This is a genomic window from Streptomyces sp. NPDC047453 (genome assembly GCF_040643155.1).
Lineage (GTDB): Bacteria > Actinomycetota > Actinomycetes > Streptomycetales > Streptomycetaceae > Streptomyces.
Map to the genome: position 1 here is coordinate 14,760 of NZ_JBEYTS010000081.1, position 14,885 is coordinate 29,644.

Genomic DNA, 14,885 nt, shown 5'->3' on the forward strand with positions numbered 1-14,885 from the left:
ACCGCGGGGCTCCCGTCCGAGGCATCCGGTCCGCGGGATGTCGTGGGCGTGCCCACGGGACGGTCCGGGGAGGCCGTCATGGTGCCGTGCCCCCGCGGCGGCGCAGCGTGAACCACACTCTCTTGCCGGGGCGGCCGGGTTCGGGCGGCGCCATGCCCCAGTCGTCCGCCAGCGCGGCCACGATGGCGAGTCCGCGTCCCGACTCCGCGTCCGCGTCCGCCGGCCGCGGTCGCGGCAGCACCGGCGAGGAGTCCGCCACCGTCACGCGGAGGATGCGCGCGCTCCACTCGACGGTCACGGTGACCATGTCGTCCGGGTCGGTGCGCGCGTGCTTGACCGCGTTGGCGAACAGTTCGTCCGCAGCGAGCACCGCGCCGTCGCGCTGATCGGCCGACAGCGGCAGCCGGGCGAACTGCTCGGCGACCAGTCGCCGTACGGCCGCCGCCCAGGAGGGGTCGGCGGGCACGGTGGAGCGGACGCGGAAGGGTTCGTCCGCGGTGACCCCGGCGGGGCCGGCCGGACGGTGCCCGGTGACCGCCGGTGCGGGCGGCGGCCCGGGGCGCCAAGCGCTGGATGCCGTCATCAGTCCTCCTTCGGACGCGGCGGCGCGGCGCCCTGCGTCAGGACGGCCGCCCTCGTCCGCGTACGGGCGGGGCCGGGGTCCGGGCTCCTCGACTGTCCGTCGGTCACGATGGCCATCCAGGTCTCGCGTCGCATTCCCGTGCGGGCCGGGTTCGTGTCTGGCAGAACGTCAGTTTCGTTGCAGAAAAGCGCAGTTGCCCGGTGTGACGGCCCACTGCGCGACAGCTCTCCCCGTCACTATGGTCTCGGACACACTCGGCCCGCAACCTGCGTTCTGATAATTTCAGAACGTTCGCCAACACCCTGCCTGCGTCCTCGACGCCGTGCCAGACTGCACCCGAAGACGGCCGTTCGGGAGGTAGGACGTGAGGGAGAACCGCTCAGGCGGGAGCGCGCCCACCGTCCTGCGGATGGTCCTCGGCAAGCGTCTGCGGCACCTGCGGGAGCAGGCCGGAGTCTCCTTCGAGGACGCGGCACGGGCCATCGACGTCACGCCGTTGACGGTCCGCCGGATAGAGAAGGCCGAGGTCGGCCTGCGCATCCCGTACGTCAAGGAGTTGTTGCGCACCTACGGCGTCCCCGCGGCGGAGATCGACGACTTCGCCACCCTGGCCCGGGAGGCCAACCGGCCCGGCTGGTGGTACAAGTACCGCGACGTGCTGCCGGAGTGGTTCAAGGCGTACGTGAGCCTGGAGAGCGAGGCCAGCGTCATCCGCCTCTACGAACCGCACTACGTGCCCGGCCTGTTGCAGACCCGCGACTACGCGACCGCGCTCATGCGGGTCGGCTTCCCCAACGAATCGAAGGAGGAGATCGCCCGTCGCGTGGCCCTGCGCCTGAGACGCCAGGACCTGCTCGCCAAGCCGGACGGCCCGTCCATGTGGGCCATCGTGGACGAGACGGTTCTGCGCCGTCCCGTCGGCGGCCCCGAGGTGATGCGGGCCCAACTGGACCGGCTCGTCGAGGTGCTCCGGATGCCGAAGGTCAGCATCCAGATCATGCCCTACAGGGTGGGGGCCCACCCGGGCGCCTTCGGCCCCTTCCACCACTTCCGCTTCGGCTTCTCCGAACTGCCCGACGTCGTCTACACCGAGAACCTCGCGGGTTCGGTGTACTACGACCGGCCGGAGGACGTCGTGACCTATCTCGAAGTTCTGGACCGGATGTCCGTGCAGGCGGAACCGGTCGCACGGACCAGGGACATCCTGGGCGAACTGCGTAAGGAGTTGTGATCCATGGCATCCAACGCTCCCCTCCACAGCGGCATACCGGCCGCTGACCTGGGCACCGAGGGCTGGCACAAGCCCTGGAGCGGCACCAACGGCGGCTCCTGCGTCGAGGCCAAGCGCCTGCCCGACGGCACGGTCGCCCTCCGCCAGTCCACCGACCCCGAGGGGCCCGCGCTGCTCTACAGCCGGGACGAGATGATCGCGTTCCTCCGGGGCGTCAAGGCGGGCCAGGCGGACTTCCTGGTGGACTGAGCCGGAACCGGACACGAACCGGTCCCGAAGCGAACGGAACAGCCCCGGCCGGCCCCGCGACCCGCGGGACCGGCCGGGTCCGCGTCCGGGTCCGCGGCCCGGCCTCTCCTCGACATCATCCTGAACTCAGGCCACACATAAGGGCGTTGACGCTAAGTTGAATACAGACACCGACCGCGGGACGCACGGCAGGAGACCCCCCATGGCAGACGGCGAGCTCACCCCGGACCAGGACGCGCTGTCCAAGATCGACACCACGGTGCCGCACTCGGCCCGCATCTGGAACTACTGGATGGGCGGCAAGGACAACTACGAGGTCGACCGGATCGCGGGCGACGCCTACCGCGAGCACGCGCCGACCATCGCGACGATGGCCCGCGCCTCCCGCCAGTACCTGGTCCGCGCCGTGACCTATGTGGCCGGCGACCTCGGCATCCGCCAGTTCCTCGACATCGGCACCGGACTGCCGACCTACGACAACACCCACCAGGTCGCCCAGCGCATCGCCCCCGAGTCGCGCATCGTCTACGTCGACAACGACCCGCTGGTGCTGCGCCACGCCCAGGCCCTGCTCACCAGCACCCCCGAGGGACTGACCGAGTACATCGACGCGGACCTGCACGACCCCGAGGCGATCATCGAGCGGGCGGGCGAGATCCTCGACTTCGACCAGCCGGTGGCCCTGATGCTGATGGGCATCCTCGGCCACGTCCAGGACTACGAGGAGGCGAAGTCGATCGTCCGCCGCCTCCAGGCCGCCCTGCCCTCCGGCAGCTGCTTCGTGCACTACGACAGCACCGACACCGACCAGGCGCTCAAGGAGGCCCAGCAGGGCTACGACGACACCGGCGCCGTTCCGTACGTGCTGCGCAGCCCGGAGCAGCTGGTCGCCTACTACGAGGGGCTCGAGCTGTTCGAGCCCGGCATCGTCTCCTGCCCGCTGTGGCGTCCCGAGCCGGGCGGCAGGCCCGAGCCCACGGACATCCACGGCGGCGTGGCCCGCAAGCCCTGACACCCCGGGGCTGGACTCGCCGGCCGCGCCCCGGCTCTACGGCGCCGTGCGGAGGAAGTCCGCCAGCGCCTCCAGGAGCCGGTCGACGTCCTCGTCGTCGTTGTACGGGGCCAGTCCGATCCGCAGCCCGCCGGTGTCGCCCAGGCCGAGCCGGCGGGAGGCCTCCAGGGCGTAGAACGCGCCCGACGGCGCCGCGACGGCGTGTTCGGCCAGGTGGCGGTAGGCGTCGACGGTGCTGCGGCCCTCGATGGTCAGCAGCAGGGTCGGGGTGCGCTCGGCCGCGCGCGAGTGCACGGTGATCCCCGGGAGGCGGGACAGCCCCTCTTCGATCCGGCGGCGCAGGGCGTCCTCGTGCCGTTCCAGTGAGCCGAAGGAGGCGAAGAGCCGTTCCCGCCGGGTGCCGCGCGCCGACGAATCCATCCCGGCGAGGAAGTCCACGGCGGCCCGGGTGCCGGCCAGCAGTTCGTAGGGCAAGGTGCCGAGTTCGAAGCGCTCGGGCACCGCGTCGGACGAGGGCAGCAGCTTGTCCGGGCGCAGCGTCTCCAGCAGGTCCGGACGGCTCGCCACGACGCCGAGGTGCGGGCCGAGGAACTTGTACGGGGAGCAGGCGAAGAAGTCCGCGCCCAGGGCGGCGAGGTCGACCGGGGCATGGGCGGTGTGGTGCACGCCGTCCACATAGAGCAGGGCGCCGCGCTCGTGGGCCAGGGCGGCGATCGCGGGCAGGTCCGGGCGAGTGCCGATCAGGTTGGAGGCGGCGGTGACCGCGACCAGCCGGGTGCGGTCGGACAGCTGGTCCGCGACGTGCCGCGCGGTCAGTTCGCCGGTGGCCGGGTCGAAGTCGGCCCAGCGCACGACGGCTCCCACGGCCTCGGCGGCCTGGACCCAGGGCCGGATGTTGGCGTCGTGGTCGAGCCGGGTGACGACGACCTCGTCGCCGGGCGCCCACGTCCGGGCCAGCGTGCGCGAGAAGTCGTACGTCAACTGGGTCGCGCTGCGCCCGAAGACGACTCCGGACGGCTCCGCGCCCAGGAGGTCCGCCATGGCCTCGCGGGCGGTGGCGACGCAGTCCTCGGCGTTGCGCTCGCCCGCCGTCGTCAGCCCCCGGTTGGACAGCGGACCGGCGAGCGCGTCGGCGACGGCGTCGATGACCGGCTGCGGTGTCTGGCTGCCGCCCGGCCCGTCGAAATGAGCCCACCCGGCCTTCAGTGCGGGGAACTGCGCGCGGACACCGGCGATGTCATGCGTCACGGACGACTCCTTCGAACGCTCCTGGTGCGGGATGCGCCCCCATGATCCATCGCACCGCGCCCCAGCGACAGCCCCCTACGTCCTGCGTTCCTCCAGGGCCGTCTGCCAGGCGGGGACCGGGTCCTTGGGGGCCGGGTCGGCGCGGCGGCCGCCACGGGTGAAGAAGTCGGCGAGGGGGAGGATCGCGGCGCCGACGGTGACCGCGTCCGGGCCGAGTCTGCCCAGGTCGATGGTGACCCGCTCGGCGGGGTGACGCAGGGCGTAGGCGGTCGCGTGGCGGCGTACCGCGGGCAGGAAGCGGGGGCCGAGCTGGAGGCCGGCCCAGCCGCCGATGAGGATGCGCTCGGGCTGGAAGAGGTTGATCAGGTCGGACAGGCCGGCGCCCAGGTATTCGGCGGTCTCCTCCAGCACGGCGAGCGCCACGGGGTCGGCGGCGGTGCCCTCGGGCGGGTAGGCGGCGGCCAGCAGGGCGGTCAGCGCGGTCTCCTCGTCGGTGTCCCGCGGCGGCCGGCCGCCCTCCTCGCGCCAGCGGGCCAGCAGGGATTCCGCGCCGGCGTACGCCTCCAGACAGCCCAGGGCGCCGCAGCGGCAGCGGCGCCCCCGTACGCGTACCGTCAGATGCCCCCACTCCACGGCCCGGCCGCGCTCGACCTCGGTGGTGACCAGGCAGGCGCCGACTCCGGAGCCGAAGAGCACCACGACCGCGTTGCCCGCGCCGCGGCCGGCGCCGAACCACATCTCGGCCTGGCCAAGCGTCTTGGCGCCGTTGTCGATGAAGTACGGGACGCCGTCCGGGAGCCGGGAGCCGGCGCGGAGCAGGGACTCCAGGGGTACCGCGTCCCAGCCGATGGTCTGCCCGTGCACGACGGCACCGCGGTCGGGGGTGGGCTCGACGATGCCGGGGACACCGATCCCGACCCCGAGGAGGCGCTCCGGGGGCAGGCCGGCCGCGGTCAGGACCTCGGCGATCCCGTCCCGGATGTGCCCGGTGATCACGTCGACGTCGTAGCCCTGTGACTCCAGCGGCCGTTCGGTGCGTGCCAGTTCGGTGAGGGTGAGGTCGAACAGCTCGACGCGGACCCTGGTCTCGCCGACGTCCACGCCGATCATGTGGCCGCTGGTCGGCGCGACGCGCAGCAGGGTGCGGGGGCGGCCGCCGTCGGAGTCGACGCTGCCGGCCTCCTCGACGAGGCCGTCGGCGACCAGGTCGGCGACGACGTTGCTGACCGAGCCGGAGCTCAGTCCGGTCGCGGGGCCGAGTTCGAAACGGCTGAGGGGGCCGTCGAAGTAGAGCCGTTGCAGTACGGCCGAGCGGTTGCCCCTTCTGAGATCGCGCACCGTGCGCCCGTTCCGCCCCGCCATGTGGCTCCCTCCCGAACCGTGCCCGAGCTGCAACATACCGCCGCGGGCCGTCTGGGCGCGACTTCCGCGATTCCTTAGTCCACGCAATAAATTAAGAGGTGACGGTAAGGCGGCCGATCTCCTCGAGCGCGGCGGACAGTTCGGGGGCGACATGGTCGCGCGTCCAGCGTTCGTGCTCCTGCCCCAGGGCGCGCGGAATCGTCTCGGTGAGCATGACCAGGTAAAGGTAGCTGCGGTACAGGGCGGGCCGCGGGCGGGCCGTCCGCCCGAACCCGGCCCGGCCGCCCGCCGCGCGGTAGCCCGCGAGGAACGCCCGGCCCTCGCGGATGTCCCCGAGCAGCGCGAGCGAGACGAAGTCGGCCGCCGGATCGCCCCAGAACATGCGCTCGCCGTCGATCAGGCCCCCGATGCGGACGCCGCCCTCCGAGCGGTCGACCAGGACGTTGCCGGGCCACAGGTCGAAGTGGACCAGGCGGGGTACGGCGACCTCGTCCAGGGCGCCGTACGCGGTGGCGGCCGTGCGGGCGATCCCGTCGGCCGGCCGGGGCAGCCGGGCACCGTAGCTGCGGGCGTCATCGAGGACGGCGGCGTACATGGCCGTGAAGGCGGTGCGCCAGTCCGGGGCGAGCGGGCCGAGCGCGCCGGAGGGGTAGCCGAAGCCGGGACCGGTCACCTGGTGCAGCCGGGCCACCTGGCCGCCCAGCCGGGTGCGCAGGTCCGCCGCTTCGGTGTCCGTCACCGACGCGTCCCACGGCTCGCCGGGGCAGGCCGTCATCAGCAGGTGGCACCGGCCGGCCTCCTCGCCCACCGCGACCACGCGCGGCGCCGGCGCTCCGGCGCGCCCGGCCCCGCGGCAGAACTCGGCTTCGCCGACGAGGAGGTTCCTCCCATAGCGCAGACGGGCGCGGTCGGGGCGGGCGGGACCTTCAGCACGTACCGGGTGCCGTCGGCCAGGCACAGCTCCTCGACCGTGTTGTACGTGCCGCCGCCCAGTGCGCGGAGCCGGGCGAGCCGGCCGGGCGGGACACCCGCGGCCCGCAGAACGCGCCGGCGCGCCCCCACGACCGCGTCGGCGTTGTGTCCGGGTCACCGAAATCCATTGGACCCCCCTTTCGGATCCTGCTTACCCTAGCCGCAAAACTAATCCCCTTAGGCAATTTCTCGCACCCTCCCGGAGGCCCCCCATGAGATCACTGTCCGAGCAGGACGTCCGCGACTCGTTCGTCAACTGCTCCAAGGGCGAGGCCAAGCGCCTGTCGCTGCCCCGCGACCTCGGTGACCGCCCCTGGAACGATCTGGACTTCCTGGGCTGGCGCGATCCGGGAGCGCCCGATCGCAGCTATCTGGTCACCGAGCGGGAGGGCCGGCTCATGGGCGTGACCCTGCGCTTCCCCGCCTCGCAGCGCGGGTTCCTTCACCGCAGCATGTGCTCGCTGTGCCTGACCACCCACCGCGGGGGCGGGGTCTCCCTGATGACCGCCCGCAAGGCCGGAGCGGCGGGCCGCGAGGGCAACTCGGTCGGCCTGTACATGTGCACCGACCTCGCCTGCTCCCTCTACGTGCGCGGAAAGAAGGTCCCGGACTCCGGCGCGCGCTTCGAGGAGAGCCTCACCCTGGAGCAGCAGATCGCCCGCACCACGGCCAACCTGGCGGCCTTCCTCGACAAGCTGTACGCCTGACCGCACCGCCCGGTCACGTTCGACCCCTGTGCGATCGGGGAACAGCGCAAGGGATGCGGAAGGTACGTGACTGGACCTCGTCGCTGGTTCGGCTGGCCAAGCGGCACCGGGACCCCGTGGTCGTACAGGCGCTGCGCTCCACGACCGCGGCGACGATCGCGTATGTGATCGCCTTGCGGCTGAGTCCCGAGCCCGCGCCGCTGACCGCGCCGCTGACGGCTCTGCTCGTCGTCCAGGTGACCCTCTACTCCACGCTGACCACCGGCATCCGCCGGGTGAACTCCGTGGTGGCCGGAGTGCTCGTGGCCATCGCCTTCTCCCTGCTGGTGGGGCTGACCTGGTGGAGTCTCGCACTGGTGATCCTGGCGGCGCTTGCGGTCGGGCACCTGGTGCGGGTGGACGAGTTCGTGCCCGAGGTGGCGATCAGCGCGATGCTGGTGCTCGGCGTCACCGCCGTGGGCAGTACCGCCTCGGCGCGGGTCGAGGAGACGTTGATCGGCGCGGTGGTCGGCCTCGGCTGCAATCTGCTGCTCGCTCCCCCGGTGTGGACCGAACAGGCCGGTGCGTCGATCGAGGGCCTGGCCCGCCGCGTACGGCAGCTGATGCTGCGGCTGGGCGAGGAGGCGGCCGGGCATCCGCCCGTGGAGCGTGCCGCGGAGCGGCTGCACGAGGCGCGCCGCCTGGACCACGACATCTCCGAGGTGGACGCCGCCCTCCGGCAGGCCGAGGACAGCCTGCGGCTCAATCCGCGGGTGCGCGAGGGCCTGCTGCACCGAGTGGTGTTGCGCACGGGTCTTGACACGCTGGAGATCTGCACGGTCGTGCTGCGGGTACTGGCGCGCAGCTTCACCGACCTGACGAAGCGGCGGGCCCCCGAGCCGATGTTCTCGCCGCAGACCGGAGCCCTGGTGCAGGAGCTGCTGTGCGAGATCGCCGACGGGGTGGTCAGCTTCGCGGTGCTGGTCACCACGGACGTCAGCGCGAGCGCCGAGGAGGCCGAGTCCCGGCTGGCCGCCCAGCTGCGGCAGACCTCGGCCACCCGCGACAGGGTGGCGCGGCTGCTGCTGGAGGAGGCGCGGCGGGACACGGGCCAGTGGCAGCTGTACGGCGCGGTGCTCACCGAGGTCGACCGCATCATCGACGAGATGGACACCGAGCACCGCTCCCGCCGGCTCCTGGAGGAGCTGGACCGGTACACCCGCGCCCAGCGCGAGCGCGCCCCGCGGCTGACCCGGCTCGGGGACCGGCTGGGCGCCCCGGTCCGGCAGCGGCGGAACCGCGAGGGCGTCGCGCGGCGTTCTGTGCGTGAGGGGCGCGGTCGTACGACGGCGCGGTCCTGTGAAGGAGGGGAGCAGGCATGACCGACTCGAAGGTGCGGATCGACGGGAACACGCTGCGGCTGCCGGGCGGTGTGGCGGTGCGGTTCGTGCGCACCCTGCGGCTGCCGGAGAAGGGTACGCATCCGCTGCCGCCTGGGCTGGGCGAGTTCCCGGTCCGGCGGGTGGCCGACTACGCGGACTCGGTGCCCGAGGAGTGGCGGGCGCGCGGCGGTGTGATGCTGCCGGTGTATCTGCGCGAGGCGATGTGGCTGAGCTTCGCGGGCACGACCGAGCCGGCCGCCCTCCAGGTCGGCGTGGGCAAGGTGTGCGCGGTGTCGGGCCGGCCCTGGAGCGACCGGCTGTCCCGCGACCCGCAGAACTACGTGGTGCTGCCCCGCCAGCCGTGGCTGGACGGCATCAACTCCGGCAAGGGCACCGTGCGCCAGTTCGTCGCCGTGCCGCTGGGTCTGGGGGCGAGCGTCGAGGGCCAGGTCACGGGCGAGGAGGTGTGGGGCGGCGTGCAGTTGCAGTCGTTCCCGCTGAACGACGCCGAACTGGGCCGGTGGCGCGAGGAGGAGCGGCGGCGGCTGCGGCAGGAGACGGCCCTGTCGGCCCAGATCTGCGGTGCCGCACCCATGGCGGCTGCGGCGGCGCCCGCGCCCGGCGCCGCGCCGGCCGCCCCGCGCCGGGCCGCGCCCGCGATGGGGCTCGGTGTCGGCGGCTCCATGCGCCAGGAGGTGTACCGGGACGACCGGCCGCCGGGCGCCTGGTCCGAGCGGCCCGCGGGGCGGGTGTTCGTGCACCTGGTGACGCCTCCGCAGTGGCGCCGCATCACCGGCGAGGCTCCCCCGCCGTCGCCCGTGGACCGCGCCGCGTACACGAGCGCCGGACTGCCCTGGTTCGACTACTACGACCAGGACGCCGAGGACCTCTCCCCCACCGAGCCCCTGTCGGGGGTGCGGCCGGCCGGTGACTGGCTCGGCGACGACCACGAGCCGTGGCAGGAACCGTCGCCGCAGCAGGTACGCCCCCTGAAAGACGCTCCGGGCAAGCCGGTGGAGGACGGGGACTGGTAGGCACACCGGGCTGCCGCCTCGCGGGACTCGGGACGCGTCCCGCTGCGTTTGCGTGGGAGCGGTGGCGCGCGTCAAGGTGGCAGTCACGACCGGGGCAGCCGATGACCTGAGGTGCGGGCATGGACAGTGGTGCGAGGGCGTCGCGGCAGGGGTCCCCCCTGCTCGGGCGACGCCGGGAACCCGGGGGAGGCTGGAGCAGGCGGCAGTTCGTCGGGGCCCTGACGGGAGCCGTCGCCGTACTGGCGGTCCCGGCGCCCGCGACACCGCGGGCCGGGTCCGCGCCGGAGGCCGCCGCGAGCGGTCGGCAGCCGGCGGCGAGGCGGTCCGGTCCACGGCCCCTGTACCTGGGCACGTACACGTCCGTGCCGGGCGGCGGCAAGGGCATCGGCCTGGCGGTGTACGACCCGGTGTCGGGTGCCGTCGGCGGCCGGGGCGCCGTCACCGGGGTCGCCGACCCGTCGTACCTCGCCGTGCATCCCGACGGCCGCACGCTGTACGCGGTCGACGAGCGGCAGAACGGCGGGGTGACCGCGGTGCGGCTCGCCGACCGGAAGGTGCTGGGCACCCGGAGCACCGGCGGGTCGGGGCCCTGCCATCTGTCCGTGCACCCCAGCGGGCGCTGGCTGCTGAGCGCCAACTACGGTTCCGGCAGCGTGGCCGTGCACCCGATAGCCGCCTCGGGCGCGCTGGGCGAGCGGGCCGACCTGGTCACCCACACCAGCCCGCGGCCCGGCCCCGGACAGCAGGGGCCGCACGCCCACCAGGTCATCACCAGCCCCGACGGCGGCCACATCCTGGCCGTGGACCTCGGCACCGACACCGTCTACACCTATCGCCTGAACACCCGCACCGGCCGCCTCACGGAGGTCTCCCAGGCGCACACCCGGCCGGGCGCCGGGCCGCGTCAACTGACGTTCCACCCGGGCGGCCGGTACGCCTATCTCGCCAACGAGGTCGACGACACCCTCGCGGTCTGTACGTACGACCGGCCCACCGGCCGGCTGACCATCGGCGCGACGGAGTCGACGGGCGGGGGCCCGGGCAAGAACTACCCGTCGCAAGCCCTGGTCACGGCCGACGGCCGGTTCGCCTACCTGGCCAACCGGGGCCACAACACCCTGGCCCGGTACGCCGTGGTGGCGGGCGGCGCCCGACTGAAGCTGCTGGGCACGACGCCGGTCGCGGGCGACTTCCCGCGTCAGATCGCCTTCTCACCGAACGGCGCGCTGCTGTTCGCCGCCAACCAGAAGTCGAGCACGGTCAGCGTCTTCCACGTCGACCGCGCGAACGGCGCGCTGCGCCTGGCGGGTACGCCGTTCCCCTCACCCGTCGCCGTCTGCGCGCTGCCGCTGTAGGGCGCGCGGGCAGGAGGCGGCGCCCGCCTGGAGAAGCAGGACGTGCATGCGCTCGGTGAGTGCGGCGAGGTCGTCGGCGGGCGCGTGGAAGAGCAGGCGTACGTCGCCGTGGGTGCGGGCGCGCTCGATGCGCAGGGTCAGTCCGTGCCGGTCGACGGCGAGCGGGCGGACGCGCACCGCGCCGTGCAGGCTGTCGGGGCCGACCAGACGGGTCAGCCGCTCCACCGCCTCGGGGTGGGCGTCGGCGAGGTGGGTGAGCAGACCGGCCTCCGCCAGGGCGAGCGGGTCGGGCGCGGCGGCGGTGAACTCCTCGGCTCCGATGACGACAGCGCCGGACGCCTGCCGCAGCACGATGCGCGTGGGGTGGAACGCCAGGTGCCGCGCCTCCGGGACGAGCCGGCCGGCGAGCCAGAGCCGGGCGCGGATCCGGTTGCGTACGGGGACGGGGGCGACGTCGGCGAACTCCAGGACGGCGGACGGCTCACCGCGCGGCGCGCAGATCGCGGTGGTGCGCAGGGGGCTGTCCTCGGGCACGTGCAGGAGTACGCGGCCGTCCTCGCTCACGGTGTGGGCACCCACGAACTCCTCCCGTCCGCCCTCCGCCGTCACCGCGCAGGACCAGGCGGCGGCGAGCAGGGACCGTGCCCGCTGTGCCGCCGCGGGCGCCGCCGTCCAGGTCTGGCTGTCGTCCATCCCTCAACCTCCTTCTTAGGTAAGGCTTGCCTAACTTATCGAAGATCGGAGGGTGTGCCAACCAGGCGAGCCGCGACCGGCGGGCGCGGAGAACCGTGAAACGGCGCACGGTCGACCGGCGGGCGCGGAGAACCGTGAAACGGCGCACGGTCGACCGGCGGGCGCGGAGGACCGGGATACGGCGCACGGCTCACGCTCCGGCGCGGTACCGGCGGACCGGGCGCCGTTGCGGAACGTCGGCGGGTCAGCTCCGCGCCGTCCAGTGCGCGGGACGGGAGACCGATCCGGGCAGCCGGGTGCCGGCGCTGCCCCGCGCCGCGTCGACCTGCGGCTGGGTGAGGAAGATCGCGCCGGTCAGATCGGCGTCGGCCAGATTCGCGTTCCGCAGGTCGGCGCCTATCAGGTCCGCGTACCGCAGATCGGCTCCGGTGAGGTCGGCGGCGATCAGGAGGGCGCCGCGCAGACTGGCCCCGCGCAGGTCCGCGCGCTTCAGCCGGGCCCCGGCCAGGTCCGCGCCCCGCCGGTCCTTCGGCCTGCCCTTCCCACGCCGTACTCCGGCCCGCGCCAGCTCGCTGGCGCGCAGCAGCAGGACGTTGACCTCCTGGCGGTGCGCGCCGACGTCCAGCGCGGCCAGTTCCCCGGGCGGCAGGAGGGTGAGGTGCTCGGTACGCTCCAGCGCGCGGCGCAGCTCGTCGTGCGCCGGGCGGGCGGCGCTGAGGGAGAGCGCCTCGGTCACGTACCACAGCAGCTCGTGCAGCTGCCGCACCACCGGGAACACCTCGAACATCCGCCGGGCGTCCTCCGCGGACCCCGTGCGCCAGTCCCGTCCGCCGAAGACGACCTGCGAGACCTTCTGCCCCGCTCCGAAGCAGTCGTAGACCGTGCACCCGGTGAAACCCCGCTGCCGGAGCCGCGTGTGGATGCCGCACCGGTGGTCGTCCCGGAGGTTCGGGCACGGCTTCCCCGCGGGCTTGTCCAGGGCGAAGTCCGCGGAGGCGGCGAAGGGCAGCGCGACACAGCAGAGCCCGAAGCACCGCGCGCAGTCGCCGCGCAGTCCGCTCCGGTCGTGCGGAGGGTCTTTCCGATCTTGCATGATGTTCAACCTACCGAACTCGGGGTGCGGGGCCCGGACGGGCGGCTCACCGCAGGAAGGCGGCGGTGGCCGCCACGAACCGGCCGGCGTCGTCGAGCCACGGGTAGTGCCCCGCGCCGGGCTGGACGACCAGTTCGGCGTGCGGGAAGAGCCCGGCGTACTCGGCCATGGCGGCGGGGGGCGAGTTCAGGTCGACCTCACCGGCGAGCACGAGCACCGGGGAGGTGAACCGGGCGAGCGCCGCCCGGGTGGCGTCCGGGTCGAAGGCGCCGTCGGCGGCGTACGCGGCCGCGGCCTCGCCGTTCTTCTGCTCGGCGTCGGCGGCGTCGAGGGCCCGGGCCGCCGCGTCCCAGCGGCCGTGGCGGAGCGGGGCGACCGCCTGCCAGTGGGCGTCCGTCGCCCGGCCCGCCGTGATCTCCTCCAGCGCCGCGTACGCCGCCGCGAACCACGGCTCGCCCTCGCGCCGCCGCGCCGTCTCGCGCCGGACCTCCCCGGTGACCTCGATGCCCACGGCCAGGACGCTCGGCGTGATCAGCGCCAGTCTGCCGACGCGTTCGGGGTGGCGGGCCGCGTACAGCGCCGCCAGGTTCGCGCCGGCGGAGTGCGCGAGCACGTCCACGCGCTCCACGCCCAGATGCTCGCGCAGCGCCTCGACGTCGTCGACGAGCCGGTCGCAGCGGTAGCTCGCGGGGTCCCGGGGGACCGCCGATCCTCCGGTGCCCCGCAGATCCGGCAGCACCAGCCCCCGGTGCGCGGACAGTCCGCCGAGGTCGCCGAGGTAGTCCGAGGCCCGCATGGGTCCGCCGGGCAGGCCGATCACCGGAGGGCCCTCTCCGAGGACGCGGTAGGCGAGTGTCGTCGCGTCGTACGCGCGGTAGCCGGGCATGGCGACGACCCTGTCAGGGCCGTCGCCCGCCGGGCAACCGAATTCCGGTCCTGGACCGCTCAGTCCTCCTGCGCGGCGGCCAGGTCCAGGTGCCCGAGCCGTTCGGGGTCGGCCAGGATGTAGAGGTGGGTGATCCGGCCGTCGGAGACGACGACGCCCATGACCGAACGCGGCCCGCCCTCGGGGGCGTTGGCCACCCCGATCGAGCCGTTGACCAGCACCAGGCGGGCCGTCCCGGCGTACTGCGCGAAGGTGAGGGCCTGGGCGGCCACCGTCCTCGCCCCGTGGACCACCTTGGAGGCGGCCGCGCCCCGGACGAGCGCGCCGGAGTCGACCCGCAGCACCACGTCCGGGTGCAGCACGGCCACCAGTGCCTCGAAGTCGCCGCCGCGCGAGGCGGCGAGGAAGGCGTCGAGCACTCGCTTCTGCCGCGCGAGGTCGGCCTCGGCGGACGGGGTGGCGCCCTGCACCCGGCGGCGGGCGCGGCTGACGAGCTGCCGGGTCGCCGCGGCGCTGCGCTCCACGATCGGCGCGATGTCGTCGAAGGGCACCGCGAACAGGTCGTGGAGCACGAACGCCAGCCGCTCGTCGGGCTGAAGCGTCTCCAGGACGACGAGCAGGGCGAGCCCCACCGAGTCGGCCCGGACCGCCTCCTGCTCCGGGTCGGTCGGTGTCAGGGGCCGGATCAAGGGGTCCGGCACGAAGGTGTCGTCGATCGGCTCCTCGCGGCGGGCGTTGCGCGCACGCAGCAGGTCGAGGCAGACCCGGCCGGTCACGGTGGTGAGCCAGGCGCCGAGGTTCCGGATGGCGCCGGTGTCCGTGCGGGTGAGCTTCAGCCAGGTCTCCTGGACGGCGTCCTCGGCCTCGGGCACCGAGCCGAGCATGCGGTAGGCCACCGACCGCAGTTGCCCGCGGTGCTCCTCGAAGCTCCGTGCCAGGACTTCCTCGTCAGCCATGCCGGGCATGGTCTTTCCCACCCCGTTTCCCCGTACGTCCCGAGCATCCTAGTAGACTGTCGCAGCTAATATTTGGGATAGAGATGGCGCAGTTTGATGCGTGCATCGTGGGTGGTGAATTGCCAGTCCACCTGACGCTGGTC

Annotated in this window: 14 protein-coding genes and 1 pseudogene; 7 read left to right on the top strand and 8 right to left on the bottom strand. The window is 73.6% G+C overall.

The features are described 5' to 3' along the window. Positions 1 to 76: 76 nt before the first annotated feature. Positions 77 to 583 (bottom strand): ATP-binding protein, encoded by a 507-nt coding sequence (locus tag ABZ818_RS36755; protein ID WP_361424794.1) that lies wholly within the window; start codon positions 581 to 583, stop codon positions 77 to 79. 409 nt (positions 584 to 992) lie between these two features. Here ABZ818_RS36755 and ABZ818_RS36760 point away from each other — a divergent pair, with 409 nt between their 5' ends. The 3 genes from ABZ818_RS36760 (at position 993) to ABZ818_RS36770 (ending at position 3,075) form a co-directional block, all read left to right on the top strand. Next, positions 993 to 1,814 (top strand): helix-turn-helix transcriptional regulator, encoded by an 822-nt coding sequence (locus ABZ818_RS36760; RefSeq protein ID WP_361424843.1) that lies wholly within the window; start codon positions 993 to 995, stop codon positions 1,812 to 1,814. A gap of 3 nt (positions 1,815 to 1,817) precedes the next feature. After that, the gene (locus ABZ818_RS36765) at positions 1,818 to 2,063 is read left to right on the top strand and encodes a DUF397 domain-containing protein (RefSeq protein ID WP_361424797.1); all 246 of its coding nucleotides are present in this window, start codon (positions 1,818 to 1,820) and stop codon (positions 2,061 to 2,063) included. 202 nt (positions 2,064 to 2,265) lie between these two features. Continuing rightward, the gene (locus ABZ818_RS36770; protein ID WP_361424800.1) at positions 2,266 to 3,075 is read left to right on the top strand and encodes an SAM-dependent methyltransferase; all 810 of its coding nucleotides are present in this window, start codon (positions 2,266 to 2,268) and stop codon (positions 3,073 to 3,075) included. A gap of 36 nt (positions 3,076 to 3,111) precedes the next feature. Here ABZ818_RS36770 and ABZ818_RS36775 read toward each other — a convergent pair whose 3' ends face one another. From ABZ818_RS36775 to ABZ818_RS36785, 3 genes and pseudogenes are all read right to left on the bottom strand, one after another. Beyond that, a complete protein-coding gene (locus tag ABZ818_RS36775) occupies positions 3,112 to 4,323 on the bottom strand; it encodes a cysteine desulfurase-like protein (protein WP_361424803.1) in 1,212 nt (403 codons plus the stop codon). 75 nt (positions 4,324 to 4,398) lie between these two features. Continuing rightward, positions 4,399 to 5,685, bottom strand: a complete 1,287-nt coding sequence (locus tag ABZ818_RS36780) for an ROK family transcriptional regulator (RefSeq protein ID WP_361424806.1) — start codon at positions 5,683 to 5,685, stop codon at positions 4,399 to 4,401. 91 nt (positions 5,686 to 5,776) lie between these two features. Further along, a pseudogene (locus ABZ818_RS36785) lies at positions 5,777 to 6,747 on the bottom strand (aminoglycoside phosphotransferase family protein). A 122-nt stretch (positions 6,748 to 6,869) separates the two neighbouring features. Between ABZ818_RS36785 and ABZ818_RS36790 the strand changes: the two are divergent. The 4 genes from ABZ818_RS36790 to ABZ818_RS36805 all read left to right on the top strand — a co-directional run bounded on the left by ABZ818_RS36790 (position 6,870) and on the right by ABZ818_RS36805 (position 11,114). Continuing rightward, a complete protein-coding gene (locus tag ABZ818_RS36790) occupies positions 6,870 to 7,364 on the top strand; it encodes an FBP domain-containing protein (protein WP_361424809.1) in 495 nt (164 codons plus the stop codon). A gap of 53 nt (positions 7,365 to 7,417) precedes the next feature. Further along, a complete protein-coding gene (locus ABZ818_RS36795) occupies positions 7,418 to 8,725 on the top strand; it encodes an aromatic acid exporter family protein (protein WP_361424812.1) in 1,308 nt (435 codons plus the stop codon). After that, a complete protein-coding gene (locus ABZ818_RS36800) occupies positions 8,722 to 9,759 on the top strand; it encodes a hypothetical protein (protein ID WP_361424816.1) in 1,038 nt (345 codons plus the stop codon). The genes ABZ818_RS36795 and ABZ818_RS36800 overlap by 4 nt, the downstream gene beginning before the upstream one ends. A 119-nt stretch (positions 9,760 to 9,878) precedes the next feature. Further along, the gene (locus ABZ818_RS36805) at positions 9,879 to 11,114 is read left to right on the top strand and encodes a lactonase family protein (RefSeq protein ID WP_361424819.1); all 1,236 of its coding nucleotides are present in this window, start codon (positions 9,879 to 9,881) and stop codon (positions 11,112 to 11,114) included. Here ABZ818_RS36805 and ABZ818_RS36810 read toward each other — a convergent pair. From ABZ818_RS36810 to sigJ, 4 genes are all read right to left on the bottom strand, one after another. Beyond that, complete coding sequence (locus ABZ818_RS36810) at positions 11,082 to 11,807, bottom strand: DUF2470 domain-containing protein (RefSeq protein WP_361424822.1); 726 nt, start codon at positions 11,805 to 11,807, stop codon at positions 11,082 to 11,084. The two genes, ABZ818_RS36805 and ABZ818_RS36810, sit on opposite strands and share 33 nt — an antisense overlap. A gap of 244 nt (positions 11,808 to 12,051) precedes the next feature. Further along, entirely contained in the window at positions 12,052 to 12,900 is an 849-nt protein-coding gene (locus tag ABZ818_RS36815; RefSeq protein ID WP_361424825.1) for a pentapeptide repeat-containing protein, read from the bottom strand. Positions 12,901 to 12,946: 46 nt separating this feature from the next. After that, complete coding sequence (locus ABZ818_RS36820) at positions 12,947 to 13,786, bottom strand: alpha/beta hydrolase (protein WP_361424828.1); 840 nt, start codon at positions 13,784 to 13,786, stop codon at positions 12,947 to 12,949. 59 nt (positions 13,787 to 13,845) lie between these two features. Continuing rightward, entirely contained in the window at positions 13,846 to 14,742 is an 897-nt protein-coding gene (gene sigJ / locus ABZ818_RS36825) for an RNA polymerase sigma factor SigJ (protein WP_361424831.1), read from the bottom strand. Positions 14,743 to 14,885 lie beyond the last annotated feature (143 nt).

Excerpts from the sequence above, each read along its gene's own strand:
- ABZ818_RS36755 (WP_361424794.1), bottom strand. The coding sequence starts at position 583 with ATGACGGCATCCAGCGCTTGGCGCCCCGGGCCGCCGCCCGCACCGGCG.
- ABZ818_RS36760 (WP_361424843.1), top strand. The coding sequence starts at position 993 with ATGGTCCTCGGCAAGCGTCTGCGGCACCTGCGGGAGCAGGCCGGAGTC.
- ABZ818_RS36765 (WP_361424797.1), top strand. The coding sequence starts at position 1,818 with ATGGCATCCAACGCTCCCCTCCACAGCGGCATACCGGCCGCTGACCTG.
- ABZ818_RS36770 (WP_361424800.1), top strand. The coding sequence starts at position 2,266 with ATGGCAGACGGCGAGCTCACCCCGGACCAGGACGCGCTGTCCAAGATC.
- ABZ818_RS36780 (WP_361424806.1), bottom strand. The coding sequence starts at position 5,685 with ATGGCGGGGCGGAACGGGCGCACGGTGCGCGATCTCAGAAGGGGCAAC.
- ABZ818_RS36790 (WP_361424809.1), top strand. The coding sequence starts at position 6,870 with ATGAGATCACTGTCCGAGCAGGACGTCCGCGACTCGTTCGTCAACTGC.
- ABZ818_RS36795 (WP_361424812.1), top strand. The coding sequence starts at position 7,418 with ATGCGGAAGGTACGTGACTGGACCTCGTCGCTGGTTCGGCTGGCCAAG.
- ABZ818_RS36800 (WP_361424816.1), top strand. The coding sequence starts at position 8,722 with ATGACCGACTCGAAGGTGCGGATCGACGGGAACACGCTGCGGCTGCCG.
- ABZ818_RS36805 (WP_361424819.1), top strand. The coding sequence starts at position 9,879 with ATGGACAGTGGTGCGAGGGCGTCGCGGCAGGGGTCCCCCCTGCTCGGG.
- ABZ818_RS36810 (WP_361424822.1), bottom strand. The coding sequence starts at position 11,807 with ATGGACGACAGCCAGACCTGGACGGCGGCGCCCGCGGCGGCACAGCGG.
- ABZ818_RS36815 (WP_361424825.1), bottom strand. The coding sequence starts at position 12,900 with ATGCAAGATCGGAAAGACCCTCCGCACGACCGGAGCGGACTGCGCGGC.
- ABZ818_RS36820 (WP_361424828.1), bottom strand. The coding sequence starts at position 13,786 with ATGCCCGGCTACCGCGCGTACGACGCGACGACACTCGCCTACCGCGTC.
- sigJ (WP_361424831.1), bottom strand. The coding sequence starts at position 14,742 with ATGGCTGACGAGGAAGTCCTGGCACGGAGCTTCGAGGAGCACCGCGGG.